This window comes from Rhodococcus sp. P4_F5, assembly GCF_056401315.1.
Genome location: NZ_JBFUJP010000017.1, coordinates 22,787 through 48,074, shown reverse-complemented (window position 1 = coordinate 48,074; position 25,288 = coordinate 22,787). Strand labels below are relative to the sequence as shown.

General features: G+C 70.4%; 25 protein-coding genes. 23 read left to right on the top strand and 2 right to left on the bottom strand.

Annotation, left to right across the window (positions count from 1 at the left end; all coding sequences use genetic code 11):
- Nucleotides 1-43: 43 nt before the first annotated feature.
- The 4 genes from alaS to AC1DU4_RS09945 are packed head-to-tail and all read left to right on the top strand — an operon-like array spanning nt 44 to nt 5,313.
- Nucleotides 44-2,713 carry an alanine--tRNA ligase gene (gene alaS, locus AC1DU4_RS09960; protein ID WP_477839384.1) on the top strand — a complete coding sequence of 890 codons (2,670 nt, stop codon included), beginning with the start codon at nt 44-46 and terminating at the stop codon, nt 2,711-2,713.
- Entirely contained in the window at nt 2,710-3,240 is a 531-nt protein-coding gene (ruvX, locus tag AC1DU4_RS09955) for a Holliday junction resolvase RuvX (RefSeq protein ID WP_477839382.1), read from the top strand. The genes alaS and ruvX overlap by 4 nt, the downstream gene beginning before the upstream one ends.
- Nucleotides 3,237-4,472, top strand: coding sequence for an endolytic transglycosylase MltG (locus tag AC1DU4_RS09950; RefSeq protein WP_477839380.1), 1,236 nt, complete (start codon nt 3,237-3,239; stop codon nt 4,470-4,472). Before ruvX ends, AC1DU4_RS09950 begins: the two co-directional genes overlap by 4 nt.
- Before the next feature lie 13 nt (nt 4,473-4,485).
- A complete protein-coding gene (locus AC1DU4_RS09945) occupies nt 4,486-5,313 on the top strand; it encodes a shikimate dehydrogenase (protein ID WP_477839378.1) in 828 nt (275 codons plus the stop codon).
- Between the two features lie 3 nt (nt 5,314-5,316).
- Here the strand turns inward: AC1DU4_RS09945 and AC1DU4_RS09940 are convergent, their stop codons facing one another.
- Entirely contained in the window at nt 5,317-6,150 is an 834-nt protein-coding gene (locus tag AC1DU4_RS09940) for a lipase family protein (RefSeq protein WP_477839376.1), read from the bottom strand.
- 244 nt (nt 6,151-6,394) lie between these two features.
- Here AC1DU4_RS09940 and AC1DU4_RS09935 point away from each other — a divergent pair, with 244 nt between their 5' ends.
- From AC1DU4_RS09935 to aroQ, 5 genes are read left to right on the top strand one after another with little or no spacing between them, the layout of a single operon-like run.
- Complete coding sequence (locus tag AC1DU4_RS09935) at nt 6,395-6,823, top strand: prepilin peptidase (protein ID WP_477839431.1); 429 nt, start codon at nt 6,395-6,397, stop codon at nt 6,821-6,823.
- Between the two features lie 34 nt (nt 6,824-6,857).
- Nucleotides 6,858-8,057 carry a chorismate synthase gene (gene aroC / locus AC1DU4_RS09930; RefSeq protein ID WP_174556678.1) on the top strand — a complete coding sequence of 400 codons (1,200 nt, stop codon included), beginning with the start codon at nt 6,858-6,860 and terminating at the stop codon, nt 8,055-8,057.
- Nucleotides 8,058-8,076: 19 nt separating this feature from the next.
- Entirely contained in the window at nt 8,077-8,580 is a 504-nt protein-coding gene (locus AC1DU4_RS09925; RefSeq protein WP_072843830.1) for a shikimate kinase, read from the top strand.
- A 53-nt stretch (nt 8,581-8,633) separates the two neighbouring features.
- Nucleotides 8,634-9,746, top strand: coding sequence for a 3-dehydroquinate synthase (gene aroB, locus AC1DU4_RS09920; RefSeq protein ID WP_072843829.1), 1,113 nt, complete (start codon nt 8,634-8,636; stop codon nt 9,744-9,746).
- Nucleotides 9,743-10,168, top strand: coding sequence for a type II 3-dehydroquinate dehydratase (gene aroQ / locus AC1DU4_RS09915; RefSeq protein WP_477839374.1), 426 nt, complete (start codon nt 9,743-9,745; stop codon nt 10,166-10,168). Before aroB ends, aroQ begins: the two co-directional genes overlap by 4 nt.
- Before the next feature lie 68 nt (nt 10,169-10,236).
- Here the strand turns inward: aroQ and AC1DU4_RS09910 are convergent, their stop codons facing one another.
- Nucleotides 10,237-11,049: a B-4DMT family transporter gene (locus AC1DU4_RS09910; protein WP_477839373.1), complete on the bottom strand. Its 813-nt coding sequence runs from the start codon at nt 11,047-11,049 to the stop codon at nt 10,237-10,239.
- A gap of 100 nt (nt 11,050-11,149) precedes the next feature.
- Here AC1DU4_RS09910 and AC1DU4_RS09905 point away from each other — a divergent pair, with 100 nt between their 5' ends.
- The 14 genes from AC1DU4_RS09905 (at nt 11,150) to coaBC (ending at nt 25,145) form a co-directional block, all read left to right on the top strand.
- Nucleotides 11,150-12,256, top strand: coding sequence for a M24 family metallopeptidase (locus tag AC1DU4_RS09905; RefSeq protein ID WP_477839371.1), 1,107 nt, complete (start codon nt 11,150-11,152; stop codon nt 12,254-12,256).
- Between the two features lie 16 nt (nt 12,257-12,272).
- A complete protein-coding gene (gene efp / locus AC1DU4_RS09900) occupies nt 12,273-12,836 on the top strand; it encodes an elongation factor P (RefSeq protein ID WP_477839369.1) in 564 nt (187 codons plus the stop codon).
- Nucleotide 12,837: 1 nt separating this feature from the next.
- On the top strand, nt 12,838-13,362 hold the full coding sequence (gene nusB, locus AC1DU4_RS09895; protein ID WP_072846871.1) for a transcription antitermination factor NusB: 525 nt from the start codon (nt 12,838-12,840) through the stop codon (nt 13,360-13,362).
- Nucleotides 13,363-13,558: 196 nt separating this feature from the next.
- Nucleotides 13,559-14,185: a bifunctional pyr operon transcriptional regulator/uracil phosphoribosyltransferase PyrR gene (gene pyrR / locus AC1DU4_RS09890; RefSeq protein WP_072846872.1), complete on the top strand. Its 627-nt coding sequence runs from the start codon at nt 13,559-13,561 to the stop codon at nt 14,183-14,185.
- Nucleotides 14,182-15,123: an aspartate carbamoyltransferase catalytic subunit gene (locus AC1DU4_RS09885; protein WP_477839366.1), complete on the top strand. Its 942-nt coding sequence runs from the start codon at nt 14,182-14,184 to the stop codon at nt 15,121-15,123. The genes pyrR and AC1DU4_RS09885 overlap by 4 nt, the downstream gene beginning before the upstream one ends.
- Entirely contained in the window at nt 15,120-16,454 is a 1,335-nt protein-coding gene (locus AC1DU4_RS09880) for a dihydroorotase (RefSeq protein ID WP_477839364.1), read from the top strand. The genes AC1DU4_RS09885 and AC1DU4_RS09880 overlap by 4 nt, the downstream gene beginning before the upstream one ends.
- 2 nt (nt 16,455-16,456) lie before the next feature.
- Nucleotides 16,457-16,945, top strand: a complete 489-nt coding sequence (locus tag AC1DU4_RS09875) for a PH-like domain-containing protein (protein WP_477839429.1) — start codon at nt 16,457-16,459, stop codon at nt 16,943-16,945.
- Nucleotides 16,946-16,965: 20 nt separating this feature from the next.
- Nucleotides 16,966-18,132 (top strand): glutamine-hydrolyzing carbamoyl-phosphate synthase small subunit, encoded by a 1,167-nt coding sequence (gene carA / locus AC1DU4_RS09870; RefSeq protein WP_371851191.1) that lies wholly within the window; start codon nt 16,966-16,968, stop codon nt 18,130-18,132.
- Nucleotides 18,132-21,473, top strand: coding sequence for a carbamoyl-phosphate synthase large subunit (gene carB, locus AC1DU4_RS09865; protein ID WP_477839361.1), 3,342 nt, complete (start codon nt 18,132-18,134; stop codon nt 21,471-21,473). The genes carA and carB overlap by 1 nt, the downstream gene beginning before the upstream one ends.
- Nucleotides 21,470-22,345 (top strand): orotidine-5'-phosphate decarboxylase, encoded by an 876-nt coding sequence (gene pyrF / locus AC1DU4_RS09860; protein WP_477839359.1) that lies wholly within the window; start codon nt 21,470-21,472, stop codon nt 22,343-22,345. The genes carB and pyrF overlap by 4 nt, the downstream gene beginning before the upstream one ends.
- Nucleotides 22,346-22,471: 126 nt before the next feature.
- Entirely contained in the window at nt 22,472-22,792 is a 321-nt protein-coding gene (mihF, locus tag AC1DU4_RS09855; protein WP_477839357.1) for an integration host factor, actinobacterial type, read from the top strand.
- A 62-nt stretch (nt 22,793-22,854) separates the two neighbouring features.
- Nucleotides 22,855-23,439: a guanylate kinase gene (gmk, locus tag AC1DU4_RS09850; protein WP_477839427.1), complete on the top strand. Its 585-nt coding sequence runs from the start codon at nt 22,855-22,857 to the stop codon at nt 23,437-23,439.
- A 113-nt stretch (nt 23,440-23,552) separates the two neighbouring features.
- Nucleotides 23,553-23,855: a DNA-directed RNA polymerase subunit omega gene (gene rpoZ / locus AC1DU4_RS09845; protein ID WP_072846880.1), complete on the top strand. Its 303-nt coding sequence runs from the start codon at nt 23,553-23,555 to the stop codon at nt 23,853-23,855.
- 9 nt (nt 23,856-23,864) lie between these two features.
- The gene (coaBC, locus tag AC1DU4_RS09840; RefSeq protein WP_477839355.1) at nt 23,865-25,145 is read left to right on the top strand and encodes a bifunctional phosphopantothenoylcysteine decarboxylase/phosphopantothenate--cysteine ligase CoaBC; all 1,281 of its coding nucleotides are present in this window, start codon (nt 23,865-23,867) and stop codon (nt 25,143-25,145) included.
- Nucleotides 25,146-25,288: the final 143 nt, after the last annotated feature.

The window sequence follows — 25,288 nt, the reverse complement described above, 5'->3', positions numbered from 1 at the left end:
ACACATCGGCAGCCCACACCGTCCCATCTGTAAGGACCATGACGTGCAGACCCACGAGATCCGCAGGCGATTCCTCGACCACTTCGTCAAGGCGGGTCACACCGAGGTGGCCAGCGCCTCCCTGATCTTCGACGACCCGAACCTGCTCTTCGTCAATGCCGGCATGGTGCAGTTCAAGCCGTTCTTCCTCGGCCAGCAGGCCCCGCCGTACCAGCGGGCGACGAGCGTGCAGAAGTGTGTGCGCACCGGTGACATCGAGGAGGTCGGCGTCACCACTCGGCACAACACCTTCTTCCAGATGGCGGGCAACTTCTCGTTCGGCGACTACTTCAAGGAGGGCGCCATCACGCTCGCCTGGGAGCTGATCACCAAGCCGCTGGACCAGGGCGGGTACGGAATCGACCCCGAGCGCATCTGGGTGACCGCCTACGAGAAGGATCCCGAGGCCGCGGAGATCTGGCGTCGCGTCGCCGGGATCCCGGAGGAGCGGATCCAGTTCCGCGACGGCAAGGACAACTACTGGGACATGGGCGTGCCCGGTCCGGGCGGCCCGTGCTCGGAGATCTACTACGACCGCGGCCCCGAGTTCGGCAAGGAGGGCGGTCCCGTCGTGGACGAGGACCGCTACCTCGAGATCTGGAACCTCGTGTTCATGCAGGACGTTCGCGGTGAGCTCAGTCCGAAGCTCGGTCACGCGCCGGTCGGCGTGCTCCCGAAGAAGAACATCGACACCGGCATGGGTGTCGAGCGGGTCGCGCTGGTCCTCCAGGGCGTCGACAACGTGTACGAGACCGACCTGGTGCGACCGGTCATCGCCAAGGCCGAGGAGCTCACCGGTCGCCCGTACGCAGCGGGCAGCCACGAGGACGACGTCCGCTTCCGCGTCATCGCCGACCACGCTCGCACCGCCGCGATGCTGATCGCCGACGGCGTCAATCCCGGCAACGACGGCCGCGGCTACGTGTTGCGCCGGCTGCTGCGCCGGATCGTGCGCTCGGCCAAGCTGCTCGGCGCCGAGCAGCCCAGCATGCGCGAGTTCATCACCGTCGTCCGCGACACCATGGCGCCGTCGTACCCGGTGCTCGACACCGACTTCGAGCGGATCCTCAACGTCGCCGTCGGCGAGGAGGCGGCGTTCCGTCGCACCCTGGTCTCCGGCGAGAAGCGGTTCGAGACCGCCGCGGACGAGGTCAGGAACGCCGGCCAGAAGGTCCTCGCCGGCGGCGAGGCGTTCGCCCTGCACGACACCTACGGCTTCCCGATCGACCTGACCCTGGAGATGGCGGCGGAGGCCGGCCTGTCCGTCGACGAGGACGGCTTCCGGTCGCTGATGGCCGAGCAGCGTCAGCGCGCCAAGGACGACGCGCAGGCCCGCAAGCACGCGCACGCCGACCTCACCGTCTACAAGGAGTTCGTCGACCGCGGCGAGACCGAGTTCACCGGCTTCGCCGAGCTCACCACCGAGGCGTCCGTCCTCGCGCTGATCTCGGGCGGCGTCCGGGTGCCGGTGGCCACCGTCGGCCAGGAGGTCGAGGTCATCCTCGACCGCAGCCCGTTGTACGCGGAGTCCGGCGGCCAGATCGCGGACATCGGCGTCATCACGGCGCCGGGCCTCAAGGTCCGGGTGCGCGACGTGCAGAAGATCGCCAAGAAGCTGTGGGTGCACAAGGTCACCGTCGAGGAGGGCCAGCTCACCGAGGGCGACGCCGTCCTCGCGCAGGTCGACGCCAACTGGCGCGCCGGCGCCACCCAGGGCCACTCGGGTACCCACATGGTGCACGCGGCGCTGCGACAGGTGCTGGGCCCCAACGCCGTTCAGGCCGGCTCGCTGAACAAGCCGGGCTACCTGCGCTTCGACTTCTCCTGGCAGGGTCAGCTCTCGGAGGCGCAGAAGCAGGACATCGAGGCCGTCACCAACGAGGCCGTCGCCGCGAACCACCCGGTCAACACCTTCGTCACCGACCTGACCAAGGCCAAGCAGATGGGCGCGATGGCGCTCTTCGGCGAGAACTACGGCGACGAGGTGCGGGTCGTGGAGATCGGCGGACCGTTCTCGATGGAGCTGTGCGGCGGCACCCACGTCGCGCACTCCTCGCAGATCGGGCCGGTCACCCTGCTCGGCGAGTCGTCCGTCGGCTCCGGCATCCGCCGCGTCGAGGCGTTCGTGGGGCTGGACTCGTACAAGTACCTGGCCAAGGAGCGGGCGTTGCTCGCGGGCGTCGCGACCGCGCTGAAGGTGCCCTCCGACGAGGTCCCCGGCCGCGTCGAGCAGCTGGTGGAGCGGCTCAAGGTCGCCGAGAAGGAACTCGAGCAGACCAAGGCGGCCGCGGTGCTGGCCGGCGCCGGCGCGTTCGTCGAGCGGGCCGAACGGATCGGCGGGCTGCTGCTGGTCGCCGAGGCGGCGCCGGAGGGCGTCGCGGGCAACGACCTGCGCACCCTCGCCACCGACGTCCGCGGCCGGTTCGGGACCGAGCCCGCCGTGGTGGTCCTGATCGGTTCCGCCGACGGCAAGGTGCCGTTCGTGGTGAGCGCCAACAAGGCCGCGCAGGACCTCGGCGTCAAGGCCGGAGACCTGGTGGCCGCGTTCGGACCGAGCATCGGCGGCCGCGGCGGCGGCAAGCCCGAGATGGCTCAGGGTTCGGGCAGCGACGCGTCGGGCATCCCCGCCGCGCTCTCGGCAGTGCGCGCCCGCGTCGCCGAGCTCGCGGGTTGAGTCGGGAGGACCCGGCCGCGGCCGATCAGCCCGGGGTCGACGACCCCGGGCGCGGCCGCCGCATCGCCGTCGATGTCGGCAGCGTCCGGATCGGCGTCGCGTCCAGTGATCCCGACGGCATTCTCGCCACGCCGGTGGAGACCGTGCCGCGGGCGAAGTCCAAGGCCGACAGGTCCGACATCGAGCGACTCGCGGCGATAGTCGAGGAATACGAGGCGGTCGAGGTTATTGTCGGTCTGCCGCAGACCCTCCGGGGGGAGCGCGGCAGTGCTGCGGGGCTGGCTTCGACATTCGCCGCTCAGCTCCGGGATCGGCTCGCGCCGGTGCCCGTGCGGATGACCGACGAGCGTTTCACGACGGTCACCGCGTCACGGGCACTGCGGGAGAGCGGGGTCAAGGCCAAGGGCCAACGGTCGGTGATCGACCAGGCGGCGGCCGTCGCGATCCTGCAGGGATGGTTGGACCAGCGGAGCAGGGCTCTGCGTGCCGCGCAGGACCTGCACTCACAGACGGAGGATGGTCAGTGACCGACACCCGGTCGGGCGAGCCCCAGGTGTACAACAGCCGCGCGGAGGCGCGCCGCGCGCGCGAGGCAGCCAACCGCCGACGGCGCGGCAAGGGCCGGGCAGTCGTGATGCTGGCGTCGCTGGTCGCCGTCGTGATGATATGCGGCATAGGCTATTTCGGCGTCAAGAAGCTCTTCGGCGGCCCGGGCCTGCCGGCCGACTACGCTGTCGGCGAGGCCGGTCCCGAGGTGGTCGTGCAGGTGCACCCCGGCGACACCGCGCAGCAGATCGGCGCCGAGATGCTGGCCAAGGACGTGGTCAAGAGCAGCGACGCGTTCTACAACGCCGCGGTCCAGCATGGATCGATGACCTCGCTCCAGCCCGGCTTTTACTCCGTCGAGTCCCGACTGCCGGCCACCGCCGCCGTCACCGCCCTGGTGAACCCGGAGTCGCGGGTCGGCGCTCTGGTGATCTCCGAGGGCCGTCAGCTGCACGACACCCGGGACGTCACCACCGGAGCCACCAAGAACGGGATCTACACCCTGATCTCGAAGGCCAGCTGCCTGCCCGGCGGCGCCGCGCCGAAGTGCATCAGCGCCGCGGAGCTCGAGGCCGCGGGCGCCGACTCCGACCTCACCGCGCTCGGCGTGCCGGACTGGGCGGCGTCGCAGGTCCGCGACGTGCCGGACCGTAACCGGCAGCTCGAGGGCCTGATCGCCGCCGGCAGCTGGGACTTCGACCCCACCGGCAGCGCGACCGAGATCCTGCAGACCCTGGTCAGCGGGAGCGCCGAGAAGTACGAGTCCACCGGCATCAGGACGGCCGGTGCCGCGGTCGGGCTGCAGCCGTACCAGGTCCTCATCGCCGCATCGCTCGTCGAGCGTGAGTCGCTGCCCGAGGACTTCGGCAAGGTGGCCCGGGTGATCATCAACCGGCTCGCGGAGCCGCAGAAACTCGAGTTCGACTCCACGGTCAACTACGCCCTCGACACGACCGAGGTCGCGACCACCGACGCCGACCGCGCGCGGGTCACCCCGTGGAACACGTACGCCAAGGACGGGCTGCCCGCCACGCCGATCTCCTCGCCGAGCATCGCCGCGGTGCAGGCCGTCGAGACCGCGCCCGCGGGGGACTGGCTGTACTTCGTGACCATCGACAAGCGGGGCACCACGCTGTTCACCAAGGGCTACGACGAGCACCTGGCGAACATCGTGAAGGCCCAGGGCAGTGGGATTCTCGACAGTGGCCGCTGATTCGACATCCGAGGTGGGGAACCAGACCGGGCCGCGTCGGGCCGCGGTACTGGGCAGCCCGATCACCCACTCACGGTCCCCGCAGCTGCACCTGGCCGCGTACCGGGCGCTCGGCCTGACCGACTGGACCTACGACCGGATCGAGTGCACCGGCGAGCAATTGCCGGGCCTGGTGGACGTACTCGGCCCCGAGTGGGTGGGGCTGTCGGTGACCATGCCGGGCAAGCTCGCGGCCCTCGAGTTCGCCACCGAGCGCACCGAGCGGGCCGTGCAGATCGGCTCCGCGAACACCCTGGTCCGGACGGCCGGCGGCTGGCGGGCGGACTGCACCGACGTCGACGGCGTCACCGGGGCCCTGGCCGAGGTCGGGGTGACCGACCTGACCGGGCGCACCGCGGTGGTCCTCGGGGCCGGCGGTACCGCCCGGCCGAGCCTGCGGGCTTTCGCCGACCTCGGCGCGACCGAGGCCGTGGTGGTGGCGCGGTCGGCCGAGCGGGCCGCCGAGACCCTCGACTGCGGGCGTGCAATGGGCCTGACCGTGCGGCACCAGGACTTCGAACTCGATGCGCTGACCCGGACCTGCGCGGGGGCCGCCGTGGTGGTCAGCACCATCCCGGCCGCCGCCGGCGCGGACCTCGCCTCGGCGGTCGCCAGTGTGCCGGTCCTGCTCGACGCGATCTACGACCCGTGGCCGACCCCGCTCGCCGCCGCCGTCGAGGCGGCCGGCGGCATCGTCGTCGACGGCCTGCGGATGCTGCTCAACCAGGCGTTCGGTCAGGTCGAGCAGTTCACCGGCCGGCCCGCTCCCCGCGAGGCGATGGCGGCCGTCGTCGCGCGCTGACCGTCAGCGGCAGCCGGGATCGAGCTGGACGGCGCCCGCCGAGAGCACGCTGAGGTAGGTGTTGAGGGCGTGGGCGCAGCCCACGTTCCAGCGCGCCGACCCGAGTGAGTTGATCGCGTATCCGGCGGTCACGTGCTGGTAGTTGTCGTCGGGGTCGAGGGGGAAGTACGGCACCACGTCGACCTGGTTGTAGATCCGCCACGACACGCCGCTGAGCCCGCCGTACCGCGCCGCAAACGTCGCATCTCCCGCCTTCGGTGAGGCAAACGTCCACGCCTGCGGGCGCAACGCGGTGTTCGCGGCGAGATCTGCGACAAGCAGGGTCGCCAACGCGCCGCCGAGGCTGTGACCACACACGACGACGGGTGATGCGGCGCCGAGCGTGGCGCCGAGACCGTCGGCGGCCGCCCGCGCGAGTGCGGACGCGAAACTGCCGGGCGCCGCGCGCGCGGACTGCCCGGGCGTCATGGTGCCGAAGGTGGCGTAGAGGTTGTGGAAGCCCTCCGCGACGCTCCCGCCGTTCGACACCTGCGTGAACGGCACCAGGTCCCAGTGCAGGTCGGCCCACCACTCCAGGGGTGACGCGGTGCCGCGCAGGGCGATGACCACGGTCTGGGGGTCGCCGCCGACGGCGACGTAGCCGTAGAACACCCGGTCCTGCAGCGGACCGACGACATCTGTCATCTGGATGGTGCGGACCAGGGTGTACCCCGCGGGCAGGTTCGCGACGGCCGCCGGATTGTCGTCGCGCGGGTGCAGGCGGAACTGGTCGTAGGCGGCCTGGACGAACGGGCCCCAGGTCACGGCGCTGGTGGGATCCATCTGCGGGCTCGTCATGTCCGTTCCTCGATTCCGCCGACCGGGTGGGGCCTGCCGCCCTGGTGGGAAGAATTTTCCTCCACAGGTCCCGAATCAATCCACAGGACAGGAGTATTCCCAGGTCGAGGACCCCGACCTGGGTGTGGCGCCTGGCACGGTGAAACGCATGGACACCGGGTGGGGGCAGGGCGGGGCGGGGGTGGCGGCCCTCGTCACGATCGCCGGGACGGGTGTACTGGCCGTGCGCGCGGAGTCCTGGCCGATGTTCGCGGCGGGTTGTCTATTGGTGTGGTGTGCGTGCCTGAGCGCCGTGGACATCGCGTCCCGACGGCTGCCGAACGCGCTGACCGTGCCCGGCGCCGCCGTCGTGCTGGTCTTGGCCACGGTCGCCGGGCAGGGGCGGGCCGCACTGGTCGGGGCGGCGCTGTTGGCGGGGCTCTACCTCGCCGCGCACCTGGCCGTACCGACGGGGATGGGCGGCGGCGACGTGAAGCTCGCGCTCGGGCTCGGCGCAGTCACGGGGGCGGCCGGTGCGCAGGCCTGGGTCCTGGCGGCGCTCGGTGCGTTCGCGCTCACCGCGGCGGCCGGGGTGGTTCTGCTCGCATCAGGGCGCCGCGGACGGGCCGTGCCGCACGGGCCGTCGATGTGTCTGGCGACGCTCTTGGCGTTGGGTGTGACGGCGCTCGGGTAGCCGGTGTGCATTCGCGGAGGCCCGCCGTGGAAAGATGGGCGCCGTGCTGCGCTGGATAACTGCCGGAGAATCCCACGGTCCCGCCCTGGTCGCCCTCCTCGACGGAATGGTCGCCGGGGTCGAGGTCACCTCGGACGAGATTTCTGCCCAATTGGCCCGCCGCCGTCTCGGTTACGGCCGTGGCGCCCGGATGGCCTTCGAGGCCGACAAGGTCACCGTGCTCGGCGGCGTCCGCCACGGCCGGACCATGGGCGGCCCGATCGCCATCGAGGTCGGCAACACCGAGTGGCCCAAGTGGGAAACCGTGATGTCCTCGGACCCCGTCGACGAGGCGCTGCTCAAGGACCTCGCGCGCAACGCGCCGCTGACCCGGCCRCGTCCCGGCCACGCCGACTACTCCGGCATGCTCAAGTACGGCTTCGACGACGCCCGCCCGGTGCTCGAGCGCGCCAGCGCCCGCGAGACCGCGGCCCGCGTCGCCGCCGGCACCGTCGCGCGGCAGTTCCTGCGCGAGGCCCTCGGCGTCGAGGTCTTCTCGCACGTCGTCTCCATCGGCACCGCGGCCCGGTCCGCGGATGCGCCGCTGCCGGTCGCCGCCGACCTGGCCGCCATCGACGCCAGCCCCGTGCGGGCGTTCGGCAGCGATGCCGAGGCGGCGATGATCGCCGAGATCGAGGCCGCCAAGCGCGAGGGCGACACCCTCGGCGGCGTCGTCGAGGTGATCGTCGAGGGACTGCCCGTCGGCCTCGGCTCCTTCGTCAGCGGCGAGAACCGGCTCGACTCGCGCCTGGCCGCCGCGCTCATGGGCATCCAGGCGATCAAGGGCGTCGAGGTCGGCGACGGCTTCGAGACCTCCCGCCGCCGCGGCAGCGCCGCGCACGACGAGATGCGTCCCGGTCCCGACGGGGTGCTGCGTTCGACGAACCGCGCCGGCGGGCTCGAGGGCGGCATGACCAACGGCGAGGCCCTGCGGGTGCGGGCGGCGATGAAGCCGATCTCCACGGTGCCGCGCGCGCTGGCGACGGTGGACATGTCCACCGGCGAGGAGGCTGTGGCAATCCACCAGCGCAGCGACGTGTGCGCCGTGCCCGCCGCCGGCGTCGTCGCGGAGTCGATGGTCGCGCTGGTCGTCGCGCAGGCCGCGCTCGAGAAGTTCGGCGGCGACTCGCTGACCGAGACCGTCCGCAACGTCGAGGGCTACCTGGCCGCAGTGCAGGAGCGTCTCGCGAGGTGACCGCCGGTCGTGAGTCCCGATGAGTCCCGTCGCGGTGCTGGTCGGGCCGCCGGGAGCGGGTAAGTCCACGATCGGTCGCCGGCTGGCCCGGGCACTCGACGTGGACGTCTTCGACACCGACGTCGCGATCGAGGAGGAGACCGGACGCACCATCCCGGACATCTTCGCGAAGGACGGCGAACCGGCGTTCCGGGCGCTCGAGGAGGACATGGTCCGGCGGGCGCTGCTCGAGCAGGACGGCATCGTCTCGCTCGGCGGCGGCGCAATCCTGTCCGCCGCCACCCGCGCCCGACTGGTCGGGCATACGGTGGTGTACCTGGAGATCAGCATCTCCGAGGGGCTCAAGCGCACCGGCACCAACGACTCCCGGCCCCTGCTCAACGGGGGAGACCCGCGCCAGAAGTACCGGGACCTGATGCGTCGCCGGCGCCCGCTCTACCGTGAGGTGTCGACGATCCGGGTGCGCACCGACAGCCGCAGCCCCGCGCGGGTGGTGCAGCAGATCCTCACGAAGCTGGGGTAGAGAACGTGACAGACAACGAGCAGGCCCTGCGCACAGAAGCGGAGAACAGCACAGTGACCGAACCGGTACGTGTCGAGGTCAAGACGGCGAGCCCCTACCCGGTGATCATCGGGCGCGGACTGCTCGGTGAACTCGTCGACGAGTTGATCGGCACCCGCACGGTGGCGATCTTCCACCAGCCGCCGCTGGCGCAGACCGCCGAGGCCGTGCGCGCCGCGCTCGCCGCGAAGGGCATCGACGCGCACCGCGTCGAGATCCCCGACGCCGAGGACGGCAAGGACCTGAAGGTCGCGGAGTTCTGCTGGGACGTCCTCGGACGCATCGGCCTGACCCGCAGTGACGCCGTCGTCAGCCTCGGCGGCGGCGCCGCCACCGACCTCGCCGGCTTCGTCGCCGCGACCTGGATGCGCGGCGTCCGGATCGTGCACGTGCCGACCACCCTGCTGGCCATGGTCGACGCGGCCGTCGGCGGCAAGACCGGCATCAACACCGACGCGGGCAAGAACCTGGTCGGCTCCTTCCACGAGCCGTCCGCCGTGCTGGTGGACCTCGCGACGCTCGAGACCGTGCCGCGCAACGAGATCGTCGCGGGCATGGCCGAGGTCATCAAGACCGGCTTCATCGCGGACCCGGTGATTCTCGACCTGATCGAGGCCGACCCCGAGGCCGCGCTCGACCCCACCGGAACCGTGCTGCCCGAACTGATCCGACGCTCGATCGAGGTCAAGGCCCGGGTGGTGGCGGCCGACCTGCGGGAGTCCGACCTGCGCGAGATCCTCAACTACGGCCACACCCTCGGCCACGCCATCGAGCGCCGCGAGAAGTACCGCTGGCGGCACGGCGCGGCCGTGTCGGTGGGCCTGGTGTTCGCCGCCGAACTGGGCCGCCTGGCGGGTCGCCTCGACGACGCCACCGCGGACCGGCACCGCAGCGTGCTCACCGCCGTGGGCCTGCCCACCGGCTACGACGCGGACGCGTTCGCGGACCTGGTCAAGGGCATGCAGACGGACAAGAAGAACCGCGCCGGGATGCTCCGCTTCGTGGTGCTCGACGGCCTGGCCAAGCCCGGCCGCCTCGAGGGCCCGGACCCGTCGCTGCTGGCCGCCGCCTACTCCGCCGTCGCCCGTGAGGGTGACGCCGCGGGCAGGGGGACGGTGCTGCTGTGAGGATCCAGGTGATCAACGGGCCCAACCTCGGCCGGCTCGGCAAGCGCCAGCCCGAGGTGTACGGCGCGACCACCTACGCCGACCTGGTCGCGCTGTGCGAGCGGTCCGCGGCCGAACTCGGTGTCGAGGTGCAGGTTCGGCAGAGCGACAGCGAGGCCGAGCTGCTCGGCTGGATCCATGCGGCAGCGGACGCGGGGGAGCCGGTGGTGCTCAACGCCGGCGCGCTCACCCACACCTCGATTGCCCTGCGGGACGCCTGCGCGGAGCTGGAGGCCGGACTGGTCGAGGTGCACATCTCGAACGTGCACGCCCGCGAGGAGTTCCGTCACCAGTCGTACCTGAGCGCGATCGCGACCGGCGTGATCGTGGGGTGCGGCGTCGCCGGATATCCGTTGGCGCTGAGGTTCCTCGCGGAGCGTTAGCGGCTTCCGGCCGAGCGGTAGCGCTACCTCGCCGAGCTGTTCTCACACTCGTGGGCGGGCCGGTACGGTCAGTCGGCTCGGTGAGTGCCCTGTGCGCCGTTCCCGCCGCCCTGGTTCCCGTTGCCCGGGTCCTGGATCGCGGGGAAGACGACGGTGTCGTCGGACTGCGGCTGCACGGCCCGGAAGACCTCGGTGTCCGCGGACGGGTCGCTGTAGCCGCCCTCGGGGTAGGCGTTCTGCTGGTAGTACCCGCCCTGTGCGTTGGGGTCCTGGGCGTCGGGGTACTGGCCGTTCGGGACCTGCTCGCCGGCGCCGTGCTCGTACGTCCAGTCGGACTCGGCGTAGCCCTCCTCGGCGTAGGCGACGGTCTCGGAGCCCGCGTCGACGTAGTCGTCGTCGTACGCGGCCTCGGCCGCACCCGCGGCGCCGACCGCGACCGGGGCGGCGACGGACTTCTTCGCGTCGCGCCGGACGATGAGGCGGCCGATGGCGCCGCCGAGGGTCGCGGGGATGAAGACGAGCAGCACCGTGAAGGCCGCGCCGGAGGTCAGTTCGAAGAACAGCGAGTTCTCGCCGAGGGCGATGTCGCTGACCATGCCCACCACCCAGACGACCGCGCCCGCGAGCAGGCCGGCGAGGACGGCGGCCTTGAGCCACATCATGGTGAGGTCGGCGCCCTCGTCCTCACCCGGGTACGCACGCGCGTCACGGATGCCGTCGAGGCCACCCCAGATCAGCGCCGCGAGAATCACCACGACGATGCTGACCCACCGCAGTGAGGTGCCGTGCAGGGGCCATTCGGTGACGGCGATTCCGAGCAGTACACGTGTCACCACGTGCACAAACGCCATCCCGAGTCCACGAAGAAGCCACGAGTTCATGCCGACAGCGTAACGACCGTCACGACAGGTCTGTGTCCTAACCCACAGCGACCGCTCCGGGTGACGCTCGCGACGGGTTCCGCTGCCGTAGGTTGGGGCCATGTCCTCCGCCGATCACGGGTCCCGCCGGGCCGCGTTGCGCGCGCAGATTCGCGAACGCGGCCTCGACGCGATGCTCGTCACCGACCTGCTCAACATCCGGTACCTGACCGGCTTCACCGGGTCCAGCGCCGCGCTGGTCGTCGACGCCCGGGACACCGCCGATTCCGAGGACCGGACCGTGATCTGCACCGACGGCCGGTACCTGACGCAGGTGGCGGCCCAGGTGCCGGACCTGCCCTCGCTGATCGACCGGGCCGGCGCCGCGGCGTTGGTGCGCGGGCTGTCCGCCGCACCGGTCTCCCGGGTCGGTTTCGAGTCCCACGTGGTGACGGTCGACAACCTGTCCGGCTGGCAGTCGGCGGCGCCGGACCTCGAGTTCGTCCGGACCCCGGGCGCGATCGAACAGCTGCGAATGGTCAAGGACGAGCACGAGATCGGGTTGCTGCGCCGGGCCTGCGCGGTCGCGGACCTGGCACTGGCGGTGCTGGTCGAACGCGGGGGGCTGCGGCCCGGTCGCACCGAGCGGGAGGTCGGGCGGGAGCTGGAGTTCCTGATGCTCGAGCACGGCGCCGACGGCATCTCGTTCGAGACCATCGTCGCGGCCGGGGCGAACTCGGCGATCCCGCACCACCGGCCCACCGACGCGGTGCTCGCGACCGGCGACTTCGTCAAGCTCGACTTCGGTGCGCAGGTCGGCGGCTACCACTCCGACATGACGCGGACCTATGTGCTGGGTGTCGCGGCGGACTGGCAGCGCGAGGCGTACGACCTCGTCGCGCGTTCGCAGGCGGCGGGCTGCACCGCCCTGGCGCCCGGCGTCGAGGTGTCGGCCGTCGACGCCGCGGCGCGGTCGGTGATCGCCGACGCGGGTCACGGGGAGCTGTTCCTGCACGGTCTCGGGCACGGGGTGGGGCTGGAGATCCACGAAGCACCGGGGATCGGAGCGCTCGGCACCGGTACACTCCTTTGCGGTGCTGTGGTGACCGTCGAGCCGGGTGTGTACTTCTCCGGGCGCGGTGGCGTCAGGATCGAGGACACGCTCGTCGTTCGCGAGCAGGAGCCGGAGCTCCTCACACTCACCAGCAAGGATTTCGTCATCGTCTGAAGGAGACGCGAAGTAAGTGGCAGATACCAGTGATTTCAAGAACGGGCTCGTGCTGAAGATCGAGGGTCAGCTGTGGCAGATCATCGAGTTCCAGCACGTCAAGCCCGGCAAGGGCCCGGCCTTCGTACGCACCAAGCTCAAGAACGTGCTCTCCGGCAAGAACGTCGACAAGACCTTCAACGCCGGCGTGAAGGTCGAGACGGCGACCGTCGACCGCCGCGACATGACGTACCTGTACCACGACGGTAGCGACTACGTCTTCATGGACGACGACACCTACGACCAGATCTCGATCAGCGAGGCGACGGTCGGGGACCAGGCCCGCTTCCTGCTCGAGAACATGCGCGTCCAGGTCGCCACGCACGAGGACGCGCCGCTGTTCGTCGAGCTGCCCGTCACCGTCGAGCTGGTCGTCAAGCACACCGACCCGGGTCTGCAGGGCGACCGCTCCACCGGCGGCACCAAGCCCGCGATCCTCGAGACCGACGCCGAGGTGCAGGTCCCGCTGTTCGTCAACACCGGCGACAAGCTGAAGATCGACTCGCGTGACGGCAACTACCTGGGTCGCGTGAATTCGTAGCGTGTCCAGCAGTCACAAGAAGTTCGGCGCCCGGCACAAGGCCCGCAAGCGCGCCGTCGACTTCCTCTTCGAGGCCGAGGCCCGCGACGTCGACCCGGTGGCCCTGGCCTCCGAGCGGACGACGATGGCCACCCGCGACGAGACCGTCGCGCCGGTCAGCCCGTACACCGTCACCGTGGTGACCGGGGTGGCGGAGAACCTGGACCGCCTGGACCGGGTCATCGCAGACCACCTGCAGGACTGGACGCTGGAGCGGTTGCCCGCGGTGGACCGGGCGATCCTGCGCATCGCGGTGTGGGAGCTCTTCCACGCCACGGACGTGCCGCCCGTCGTCGCGGTGGACGAGGCGGTGGAGCTCGCGAAGGAGCTCTCCACCGACGACTCGCCCGCGTTCGTCAACGGCGTGCTCGGACAGGTGGTGCTCGTCGCGCCGCAGGTGCGGGCGGCCGCCGCCGCCACCGCGCAGTCGGCGCGGCCCGCCGAACCGGAGTCGGACCCGGTTTCGGCCTCCGGCGACGAGGCCTGAGGAAGACCGTGCAGACACGAACGCCGCGGACCGATCGAGAATCGGTCCGCGGCGTTCGTCGTCTCCGCCGGCGGCCGGCCGGTGTGGCTGAGCACACCCGGCGCCGCTGCCGTCCCGGCGGTCGCGCGCTGATACGCTCGACGACGTCAGACATCCTTTAACGACCCGTCCCGAGAGGCGGAGAAGGAGGTCCAGTTTGCTCTCCCCAGAGCCGTCCTCCGCCGAGTCACCGGCGACCAGGGAGCTGTTGTCTCCCGCCGACGTGGGCCGCACGATCGCCCGTATCGCGCACCAGATCATCGAGAAGACCGCGCTCGACGCCGAGACCGACCCGCCCCGCGTGGTCCTGATCGGCATCCCGACGCGCGGCACCACCCTGGCGACCAGGCTGGCGAACAAGATCGAGGAGTTCTCGGGGGTCCGCCCGCCGACCGGCTCGCTCGACATCACCCTCTACCGCGACGACCTGCGGACCAAGCCGCACCGTCCGCTCGAGCGCACCTCCGTGCCCGACGGCGGCGTCGACAACGCGCTGGTGGTGCTCGTCGACGACGTGCTGTTCTCCGGACGCACCGTGCGCGCGGCCCTCGACGGGTTGCGCGACCTCGGCCGGCCCAAGGCCGTGCAGCTCGCCGTCCTGGTGGACCGCGGGCACCGCGAACTGCCGCTGCGGGCGGACTACGTCGGCAAGAACGTGCCCACCGCGCGCACCGAGGACGTCAAGGTGCAGCTCGTGGAGCACGACGGCGTCGACAGTGTCACGCTCAGCGGCGGCGTCCAGGCGGCGCCGGGCGACGGGGCGAACGGGGGAGCGGGCAAGTGAAGCATCTTCTCTCGGTCTCGGACCTCACGGTCGAGACCGCCACCGGGCTGCTCGACGAGGCCGAACGGTTCGAGCAGGCGCTGCTCGGCCGCGAGGTCCGCAAGCTGCCCACGCTCCGGGGTCGCACCGTCATGACGGTCTTCTTCGAGAACTCCACCCGCACCCGGGTCTCGTTCGAGGTGGCCGGCAAGTGGATGAGCGCCGACGTGATCAACGTCAGCGCCTCGAGTTCCTCGGTCTCCAAGGGCGAGTCGCTGCGGGACACCGCGATGACGCTGCGGGCGGCCGGCGCGGACGCGCTGATCGTGCGCCACCCCGCCTCCGGTGCCGCGCACCGGATCGCCGAGTGGACCGCGGACGGGGACGACGGCCCGGCCGTGATCAACGCCGGCGACGGCACCCACGAGCACCCCACCCAGGCGCTGCTCGACGCGCTGACCCTGCGTCAGCGACTCGGCTCGATCGAGGGCAAGCGCGTCGTGATCGTCGGCGACATCCTGCACAGCCGCGTCGCACGCAGCAACGCCTTCCTGCTCTCGCTGCTGGGCGCCGAGGTGGTGCTGGTCGCGCCGCCGACGCTGCTGCCGATCGGCGTCTCCACCTGGCCGGTGACGGTCTCGCACTCGCTCGACGCGGAACTGCCCGGCGCCGACGCGGTGCTGATGCTGCGCGTGCAGGCCGAGCGGATGAACGGCGGGTTCTTCCCGTCGCAGCGCGAGTACTCGATCAGCTACGGGCTCTCGGAGAAGCGGCTCGCGATGCTCCCCGAGCATGCCGTGGTGCTGCACCCCGGCCCGATGCTGCGCGGCATGGAGATCGCCTCCGCCGTCGCGGATTCACCGAAAACTGCTGTGCTGCAGCAGGTCACGAACGGAGTTCACATTCGCATGGCGGTCCTGTTCGGGTTGTTGGTCGGTACCGAGGGGGCAGCGCTGTGACCGGTGAGGCCAGAAACACTTCCCGAGGCTTCGCCCGCGGCGGGGTCCTGATCCGCGGCGCCCGCCTGTACGGCGAGGGCGAGCCGCAGGACGTGCTGATCGGCGACGGCGAGATCCTCGCGATCGGCGCCGGACTCGACGTGCCCGAGGGCGCGGAGGTCGTCGCGGCCGACGGCCAGGTGCTGCTGCCCGGCTTCGTGGACCTGCACACCCACCTGCGCGAGCCCGGCCGCGAGGACACCGAGACCATCGAGTCCGGGTCCGCCGCCGCCGCGCTCGGCGGCTACACCGCGGTGTTCGCGATGGCGAACACCAGCCCCGTCGCGGACTCCGTGGTCATCACCGACCACGTGTGGCGACGCGGGCAGGAGGTCGGCCTGGTCGACGTACACCCGGTCGGTGCCGTGACCGTCGGGCTGGAGGGCAAGCAGCTCGCCGAGATGGCGACCATGGCGGCGGGCATCGGCAAGGTCAAGATGTTCTCCGACGACGGCCACTGCGTGGACGACCCGCTGATCATGCGTCGCGCGCTCGAGTACTCCARCTCGCTCGGGGTGCTCATCGCGCAGCACGCGGAGGAGCCGCGCCTGACCGTCGGCGCCGTCGCGCACGAGGGCCCGACCGCGGCCCGGCTCGGACTGGCCGGCTGGCCGCGCGCCGCCGAGGAGTCGATCGTGGCCCGTGACGCGCTGYTGGCCCGCGACGCCGGCGCCCGCGTGCACATCTGCCACGCGTCGACCGCCGGCACCGTCGAGCTGATGAAGTGGGCGCGCGGGCAGGGCATCTCGATCACCGCCGAGGTCACCCCGCACCACCTGCTGCTCGACGACTCGCGGCTCGAGACGTACGACGCGGTGAACAAGGTGAACCCGCCGCTGCGTGAGCGCAGCGACGTCGAGGCGCTGCGCAAGGGCCTGGCCGAGGGCGTCATCGACTGCGTCGCCACCGACCACGCGCCGCACGCCGAGCAGGACAAGTGCTGCGAGTTCTCGGCGGCCCGGCCCGGCATGCTCGGCCTGGAGACGGCGCTGGCGATCGTCGCGCAGACGATGGTCGAGCCCGGCCTGCTGGACTGGCGCGGCGTAGCCAAGGTGATGAGCGAGCGGCCCGCCGAGATCGTCGGGCTGACCGACCAGGGCCGCCCGATCGCGGTCGGCGAGCCGGCGAACCTGACGCTGGTCGACCCGCAGCGGGAGTGGACGGTGCGGGGGCCGGAACTGGCGTCCATCGCCGCGAACACCCCGTTCGAGGCGATGACCTTCGCGGCCCGCGTGACCACCACGCTGCTGCGCGGCCGGGTCACCGTCCGGGACGGGCAGGTACAGCGATGAGCATGGACCGGCTGCTGCTGACCCTCGGATTCGTGGTGTTCTGGGTGGTCATGGTGGCGCTGATGTACTGGGGTTGGAAGGGCCGTGCCCGCCGCCAGCAGGACCGGATCGGCGTGCTGCCGGAGCCGCCCGCCGAACTGGGCGCCCGGCTGATCGAACCGAGCAGCGGACTGTACGTCGGCAGCACGCTGGCGCCGAGCTGGCAGGACCGGATCGCGGTCGGCGACCTCGGCTACCGCGCGACCGGAGACCTGTCCCGCTACGAGGCGGGTGTGCTGCTCGAACGCGACGGCGCGTCGGCGATCTGGATCCCGCAGGACTCGATCCGCGCGATCCGAACCGAGCGCGGGCTCGCGGGCAAGGTCATGAGCAAGGACGGAGTGCTGGTGATCCGGTGGGAGTTGCCCACCGGGACCGAGATCGACACCGGCTTCCGTGGAGACGACAAGAGTGTGTACCCGGCCTGGGTGAACGAAGAGAACGCCTCATGAGCGTTGAACGGAGAGAACGCGTGAGCAATTCGGCAGCGGTCCTGGTCCTCGAGGACGGCAGGGTCTTCCGCGGCAGCACCTTCGGTGCGGTCGGGCAGACCCTGGGCGAGGCGGTCTTCAGCACCGGTATGACCGGTTACCAGGAGACCCTCACCGATCCCAGCTACCACCGCCAGATCGTGGTGTCCACGGCGCCGCAGATCGGCAACACCGGCTGGAACGACGAGGACGACGAGTCCGTCGGCCCCACTGGCGACGCCGCCGGCGCCAAGATCTGGGTGGCCGGCTACGTGGTCCGGGACCCCTCCCGCGTCACCTCGAGCTGGCGGGCGACGGGTTCGCTGCAGGCCAAGCTGGAGGAGCAGGGGATCGTCGGCATCGCCGGCATCGACACCCGGGCCCTGGTGCGGCACCTGCGCACCCGCGGTTCCATGAAGGCCGGCGTCTTCTCCGGCGACGCCCTGGCGGCGGACGACATCCTGGTGGACCGGGTCCGGCAGCAGCCGACCATGCTCGGCGCGGACCTCGCGGGTGAGGTCAGCACCACCAGCGGCTACATCGTCGAGCCCACCGGCGGTGACGCCCGGTTCACGGTCGCCGCGATCGACCTCGGCATCAAGACCAACACCCCGCGGATGTTCGCCGAGCGCGGCATCCGGGTACACGTGCTGCCGTCCAACGCGACGCTCGAGCAGATCCTCGACCTCGAGGCCGACGGGGTGTTCCTGTCCAACGGACCGGGCGACCCTGCCACCGCGGACGGCGCGGTGCACCTGACCAAGGAGGTGCTCGGCCAGGGCCTGCCGCTGTTCGGCATCTGCTTCGGCAACCAGATCCTCGGCCGCGCGCTCGGCATGGAGACCTACAAGATGAAGTTCGGTCACCGGGGCATCAACATCCCGGTCATCGAGCACCACACCGGTCGCATCGCGATCACCGCGCAGAACCACGGGTTCGCCCTCGAGGGTGAGGCCGGACAGGAGTTCGACACCCCCTTCGGCCGGGCCGTGGTCAGCCACACCTGCGCCAACGACGGGGCCGTGGAGGGCGTCCGACTGCTCGACGACTCCGCCTTCTCCGTCCAGTACCACCCCGAGGCCGCCGCAGGCCCGCACGACGCCGCATACCTCTTCGACCGTTTCACCGGCTTGCTCGAGGCTCGCTCGACCAAGAAAGGCAGCAAGTAATGCCACGCCGCACAGATCTCAAGCACATCCTGGTGATCGGCTCCGGGCCTATCGTGATCGGCCAGGCCTGTGAGTTCGACTACTCGGGCACCCAGGCCTGCCGCGTGCTGCGCGAGGAGGGCCTGCGCGTGAGCCTGGTCAACTCCAACCCGGCCACCATCATGACCGACCCGGAGTTCGCCGACGCCACCTACGTCGAGCCGATCACCGCCGAGTTCGTCGAGAAGGTCATCGCGCTCGAGGCGGCGAAGGGCCACCCRATCGACGCGGTGCTCGCCACCCTCGGCGGCCAGACCGCGCTGAACACCGCGGTCGCGCTGCACGAACAGGGCATCCTCGAGAAGTACGACGTCGAGCTGATCGGCGCCGACTTCGACGCCATCCAGCGCGGCGAGGACCGGCAGAAGTTCAAGGACATCGTCGCCAAGGTCGGCGGCGAGTCCGCGAAGTCCGCCGTCTGCTACACGATGGACGAGGTGCACGCCACGGTCGCCGAACTCGGCTACCCGGTCGTCGTGCGCCCCTCGTTCACCATGGGCGGCCTCGGCTCGGGCATGGCGTACAACGAGGAGGACCTGAACCGGATCGCCGGTGGCGGTCTGGCCGCGTCGCCGACCGCGAACGTCCTGATCGAGGAGTCCATCCTCGGTTGGAAGGAGTACGAGCTCGAGCTGATGCGCGACGGCCGTGACAACGTCGTGATCGTCTGCTCCATCGAGAACGTCGACCCGGTCGGTGTGCACACCGGCGACTCGGTCACCGTCGCCCCGGCAATGACGCTGACCGACCGCGAGTACCAGAAGATGCGCGACCTCTCCATCGACATCCTGCGTGAGGTGGGCGTCGACACCGGCGGCTGCAACATCCAGTTCGCGATGGACCCGACGGACGGCCGCCTGGTCGTCATCGAGATGAACCCGCGGGTCTCGCGCTCGTCGGCGCTGGCGTCGAAGGCGACCGGCTACCCGATCGCGAAGATGGCCGCCAAGCTGGCGATCGGCTACACGCTCGACGAGATCGTCAACGACATCACCAAGGAGACGCCGGCCTGCTTCGAGCCGACGCTCGACTATGTCGTCGTCAAGGCGCCGCGGTTCGCCTTCGAGAAGTTCCCCGGCGCCGACGGCACGCTCACCACCACGATGAAGTCCGTGGGCGAGGCGATGAGCATCGGCCGCAACTTCACCGAGGCCTTCGGCAAGGTGATGCGCTCGCTCGAGACCAAGCGCGCGGGCTACTGGACCGGCCCCGAGGTGGAGGCCACCGACCTGGAGTCGCTGCTCGCCGACCTGAGCGTTCCGCAGGACGGCCGGATGTACGGCATCGAGAAGGCCTTTGCCCTCGGCGCCACCGTCGAGCAGCTCTTCGAGGCCACCAAGATCGATCCGTGGTTCCTCGACCAGATGCTCCAGATCCACGAGCTGGGCAACGAGATCCGCGAGGCGGCGGCGTTCGACGAGCAGCTGCTGCGTCAGGCGAAGTACCACGGCCTGTCCGACCGGCAGATTGCCGCGCTGCGCCCCGAACTCGGCGACGAGGACGGCGTCCGCGCCCTGCGTGACGAGCTGAAGGTGCACCCGGTCTACAAGACGGTGGACACCTGCGCGGCCGAGTTCGAGGCCAAGACGCCGTACCACTACTCCACGTACGAGCTCGACCCCGAGGCCGAGTCCGAGGTGGCGCCGCAGACCGAGCGTCCCAAGGTGCTGATCCTCGGGTCCGGCCCGAACCGCATCGGCCAGGGCATCGAGTTCGACTACTCCTGTGTGCACGCGGCGCTGACGCTGTCCGAGGCCGGCTACGAGACCGTCATGGTCAACTGCAACCCCGAGACCGTCTCCACCGACTACGACACGGCGGACCGGCTGTACTTCGAGCCGCTGACGTTCGAGGACGTGCTCGAGGTGTACCGCGCGGAGTCGATCTCCGGCACGGTCGCGGGCGTCATTGTCCAGCTCGGCGGCCAGACGCCGCTGGGCCTGGCGAAGCGGCTCAAGGCGGCGGGTGTCCCGATCGTGGGCACCAGCCCCGAGGCCATCGACCTGGCGGAGGACCGCGGCGAGTTCGGCCGGGTGCTCACCGAGGCCGGCCTGCCCGCGCCGAAGTTCGGCACCGCCACCACCTTCGACGGTGCCCGCGAGATCGCGGCCGGCATCGGCTACCCGGTGCTGGTGCGCCCGTCCTACGTGCTCGGCGGTCGCGGCATGGAGATCGTGTACGACGAGAAGTCGTTGCAGGACTACATCTCTCGTGCCACCGAGATCTCCGACGACCGGCCGGTGCTGGTCGACCGGTTCCTGGAGGACGCGGTCGAGATCGACGTCGACGCGCTGTGCGACGGCACCGAGGTGTACCTCGGCGGCGTGATGGAGCACATCGAGGAGGCCGGCATCCACTCCGGCGACTCGGCCTGTGCGCTGCCGCCGATCACCCTGGGCCGGGCGGACCTGGAGAACGTGCGCCGGTCCACCGAGGCGCTGGCGAAGGGCATCGGCGTCAAGGGCCTGCTCAACGTCCAGTACGCGCTCAAGGACGACATCCTCTACGTGCTCGAGGCGAACCCGCGGGCCAGCCGGACCGTGCCGTTCGTCTCCAAGGCGACCGCGGTGCAGCTGGCCAAGGCCTGTGCCCGCGTCATGCTGGGGGAATCCATCGCGGACCTGCGCGCGAGCGGTGTGCTGCCCGCGACCGGCGACGGGGGCAACACCCCGGCCGGCGCGCCGATCGCGGTCAAGGAGGCGGTGCTGCCGTTCAACCGTTTCCGCAAGGCGGACGGCACCGGCGTCGACACCCTGCTCAGCCCCGAGATGAAGTCGACGGGCGAGGTCATGGGAATCGACTCCGACTTCGGCACCGCGTTCGCCAAGAGCCAGACCGCGGCGTACGGCTCGCTGCCGACGTCGGGTTCGGTGTTCGTGTCGGTGGCCAACAAGGACAAGCGGTCGCTGATCTTCCCGGTGAAGCGGCTCGCGGACCTCGGGTTCACCATCCTGGCCACCGAGGGCACCGCGGACGTGCTGCGCCGCAACGGCATCGCCTGCGAGCAGGTCTACAAGCAGTCGGGTGAGGACCACCCGGAGGGCGCGCAGACCATCGTCGACCAGATCCGGGCCGGCGAGATCGACATGGTGATCAACACCCCGTACGGCAACTCGGGCCCCCGTGTGGACGGCTACGAGATCCGGAGCGCGGCGGTGGCGGCGACCATCCCGTGCATCACCACCGTCCAGGGCGCCTCCGCGGCGGTGCAGGGCATCGAGGCCGCCATCCGTGGCGACATCGGGGTGCAGTCCCTGCAGGACCTGCACGCGACGCTGCGCGAGCCGGCAGCGCGGTCATGAGCCACGGCCACAGTTGGGGTCACCGGCTCCGATCCGCGATCGGAGCCCGGGGCCGGCTGTGCGTGGGCATCGACCCGCACCCGTCGCTGTTGCAGGCGTGGGGGCTGCCGGAGACCGCGGAGGGCGTCGAGGCGTTCTCCGAGATCTGCGTGGAGGCCTTCGTCGGGGAGGTGGCCCTGGTGAAGCCTCAGGTCGCGTTCTTCGAGGCCTACGGCTCCGCCGGCTACGCCGTACTCGAGCGCACCATCTCGGTGGTGCGCTCGGCGGGCACGCTGGTGGTCGCTGACGCGAAGCGTGGCGACATCGGCTCGACCATGGCCGCCTACGCGCAGTCCTGGCTCGGCGACGGCTCTCCGTTGGCCTCGGACGCCGTCACGGCGTCGCCCTACCTCGGCTTCGGGTCGCTCGACCCGGCCCTGACGCTGGCGTCGGAGACGGGGCGGGGGGTGTTCGTGCTGGCGCGCACCTCCAATCCGGAGGGCGGGCGCCTGCAGGGTGCCCGGTTGTCCGAAACGTCGGGTTCCGGCGCCCCGGACGGCGAGGTTTCCCCAGTCCAGGCGGTGTCTGTGGCACAGTCGGTGGTGGACGACGCGGTCGCGCACAACCGTGACGGCCGTGACACGGTGGGCCTGGTCGTGGGTGCGACACGCGGGCACGGATTGGATTTGTCGGAGTTTTCCGGTCCGATCCTGGCGCCCGGGCTGGGCGCGCAGGGTGCCACTGTGGCCGATCTCGCAGAGATATTCTATGATTCACGAGAGTTGTTGTTGCCCAACACTTCTCGTGATGTACTTCGTCACGGTCCCTCAGTTTCGGCGCTGCGTGCGGCGGCGGAACGGGTCCGAGACGAGGTCGAGGCCGGACTCGCATAGCTGACGAGATTCGCCACCGGAGTCCGGGGGCGAGTTAGCAATCGTGGCGAAGCGTGAGTACGGTCGCTATCGCCGCTGGTTATCCAGTGGTTGAACACTATTTGCACACTACGAGACGGAGGAACCGTGGCCCTTCCCCAGTTGACTGATGAGCAGCGCGCCGCTGCTTTGGAGAAGGCGGCTGCCGCCCGTAAGGCCAGGGCTGAGCTCAAGGAGCGCCTCAAGCGCGGCGGCACCGACCTGAAGCAGGTCCTCAAGGACGCCGAAGAGAACGAGATTCTCGGCAAGATGAAGGTGTCCGCCCTGCTCGAGGCCCTCCCCAAGGTGGGCAAGGTCAAGGCGCAGGAGATCATGACCGAGCTGGAGATCGCCCCGACGCRCCGTCTGCGCGGACTCGGCGATCGTCAGCGCAAGGCCCTGCTGACCAGGTTCGATTTCGAGGCCTGAGAACAAACGTGGTGGCTGACGCAGAACAGGTGTCAGACAGCAGCAAGACCACCTCGGTGAATGTGGCCGGGGACAGTGCAGTGCAGAGGGGTCGGCTGGTAGTTCTGGCCGGCCCCTCCGCCGTAGGCAAGTCGAGCGTGGTGCGCAAGCTCCACGAACGCATGCCTGAACTGGTCTTCAGCGTGTCTGCCACGACAAGAGACCCTCGCCCCGGCGAGGTGGACGGCAAGGACTACCGGTTCGTCACGGCGGCCGAGTTCGAGCGGATGATCGAAGCGGGCGAACTGCTCGAGTGGGCGGACATCCACGGCGGGTTGCAGCGTTCGGGCACCCCGGCGGCCCCGGTGGAGGCGGCCCTCGAGGCAGGCCATCCGGTGCTGGTGGAGGTGGACCTGGTCGGCGCCCGCGCGGTGCGCGCTGCGATGCCGGAGGCGGTCCTCGCCTTCATGGCACCCCCGAGCTGGGAGGAGCTGGTGTCCCGGCTCACCTCGCGGGGCACCGAGTCGGCAGAGGTTGTGGCCCGCCGCCTGGAGACCGCGAAGGTCGAACTGGCGGCCAAGGACGAGTTCGACACGGTCATCGTGAACGAGGATGTCGATCGTGCTTGCGAGGAGTTGGTATCCTTGTTGGCTGGTGGTCAGCGGTAGCCGACCGCCGTCGTATTTCGCCGTACCGACTTGTACCCAGCTCTGACCTCCAGTCAGTCCTGACTAGTACACAAAGCTTGACCCAGCGCCGACCAATTTCAGGAGATACGCACATGAGTGCCACTCAGACAGCCGCGTCCGAAGCCGATCGCCACGGCGTGCCGGCGTACGACACCCCGCTCGGTATCACCAACCCGCCGATCGACGAGCTGCTCGAGCGCACCTCCTCGAAGTACGCGCTGGTCATCTACTCGGCCAAGCGGGCCCGTCAGATCAACGACTACTACAACCAGCTCGGTGACGGCATCCTCGAGTACGTCGGCCCGCTCGTCGAGCCCGGCCTGCAGGAGAAGCCGCTCTCCATCGCGCTGCGCGAGATCCACGCCGATCTGCTCGAGCACACCGAAGGCGAGTGACCGCCGGCCGTGACCGAACTTGACTCGGGTGCCGCCACCCGGCACCGGCGCATTGTCGTCGGAGTGGGTGGCGGCATTGCGGCCTACAAGGCCTGCGCGATAATTCGCAGCTTCACCGAGAGCGGACACCACGTCCGCGTGATCCCGACCGACGCCGCGCTGGAGTTCGTCGGCAGCGCGACCTTCGAGGCGCTGTCCGGGAACCCGGTGCAGACCGGTGTCTTCACGGACGTGCCGCAGGTGCCGCACGTACGGCTCGGCCAGGAGGCCGACCTGGTCGTCATCGCCCCGGCGACCGCGGACCTGATGGCCCGCGCCGCCCACGGCCGCGCGGACGACCTGCTCACCGCGACCCTGCTCACCGCCCGCTGTCCGGTCGTGTTCGCACCCGCGATGCACACCGAGATGTGGGAGCATCCGGCCACGGTCGCGAACGTGGCGACCCTGCGCTCGCGCGGCATCACCGTGATCGAACCCGCGTCCGGCCGGCTCACCGGGAAGGACACCGGCGCCGGTCGGCTGCCCGAACCGGACGAGATCGTCGGGCTCGCGACCCTGCTGTTGGAGCGTCCCGATGCACTGCCCCGGGACCTCGCGGGTCGTCGCATCGTGGTCTCCGCCGGCGGTACCCGCGAGCCGCTGGACCCGGTCCGGTTCCTCGGCAACCGCAGCTCCGGCAAGCAGGGCTACGCCATTGCCCGGCTCGCGGCGCAGCGCGGCGCCCAGGTCACGCTGATCGCCGGGTACACCGCGGAACTGTCCGACCCGGCCGCGGTCGACGTGATCCGGGTGCGCACCGCGCAGGAGATGCGCGAGGCCGTCGACAAGGCCGCGGTCGGTGCGGAGGCCGTGGTGATGGCCGCTGCCGTCGCCGACTTCCGTCCGTCCACGGTGGCCACCGCCAAGATCAAGAAGGGCGCGGACGAGCCGGACATGATCCCGCTGACCCGCAACGACGACATCCTGGCGGGGCTGGTGAAGGCACGCAACGACGGCGACCTGCCGCTGACCACCGCGATCGTCGGTTTTGCCGCCGAGACCGGGGACGCGCAGGGCGACGTGCTCACCCACGCCCGCAGCAAGCTCGCCCGCAAGGGCTGCGACCTGCTGGTGGTCAACGCGGTCGGCGAGGGCAAGGCCTTCGAGGTCGACGACAACAGTGGCTGGATCCTCGGCGCCGACGGTTCGGAGCGGGCGCTGGCGCACGGCTCCAAGTCGCTGATGGCGAGCCGGGTCGTCGACGCGACGTCGGCATTGCTGGCCGTCGGCGGGGGCGCGAGTGCCGGCTGAGTCCGGTGCTCGTAATGTGAAAAAAGCTCGTAATGTGGAAATCGGTGTCGCGTCGGGTTCGGCGCGATTCCCGATCTTCGTGAATTTCGGTTTTGACGTGATTTCAGCAGTGCACATCTGCCGTGCCTCGCACTAGGTTTGGC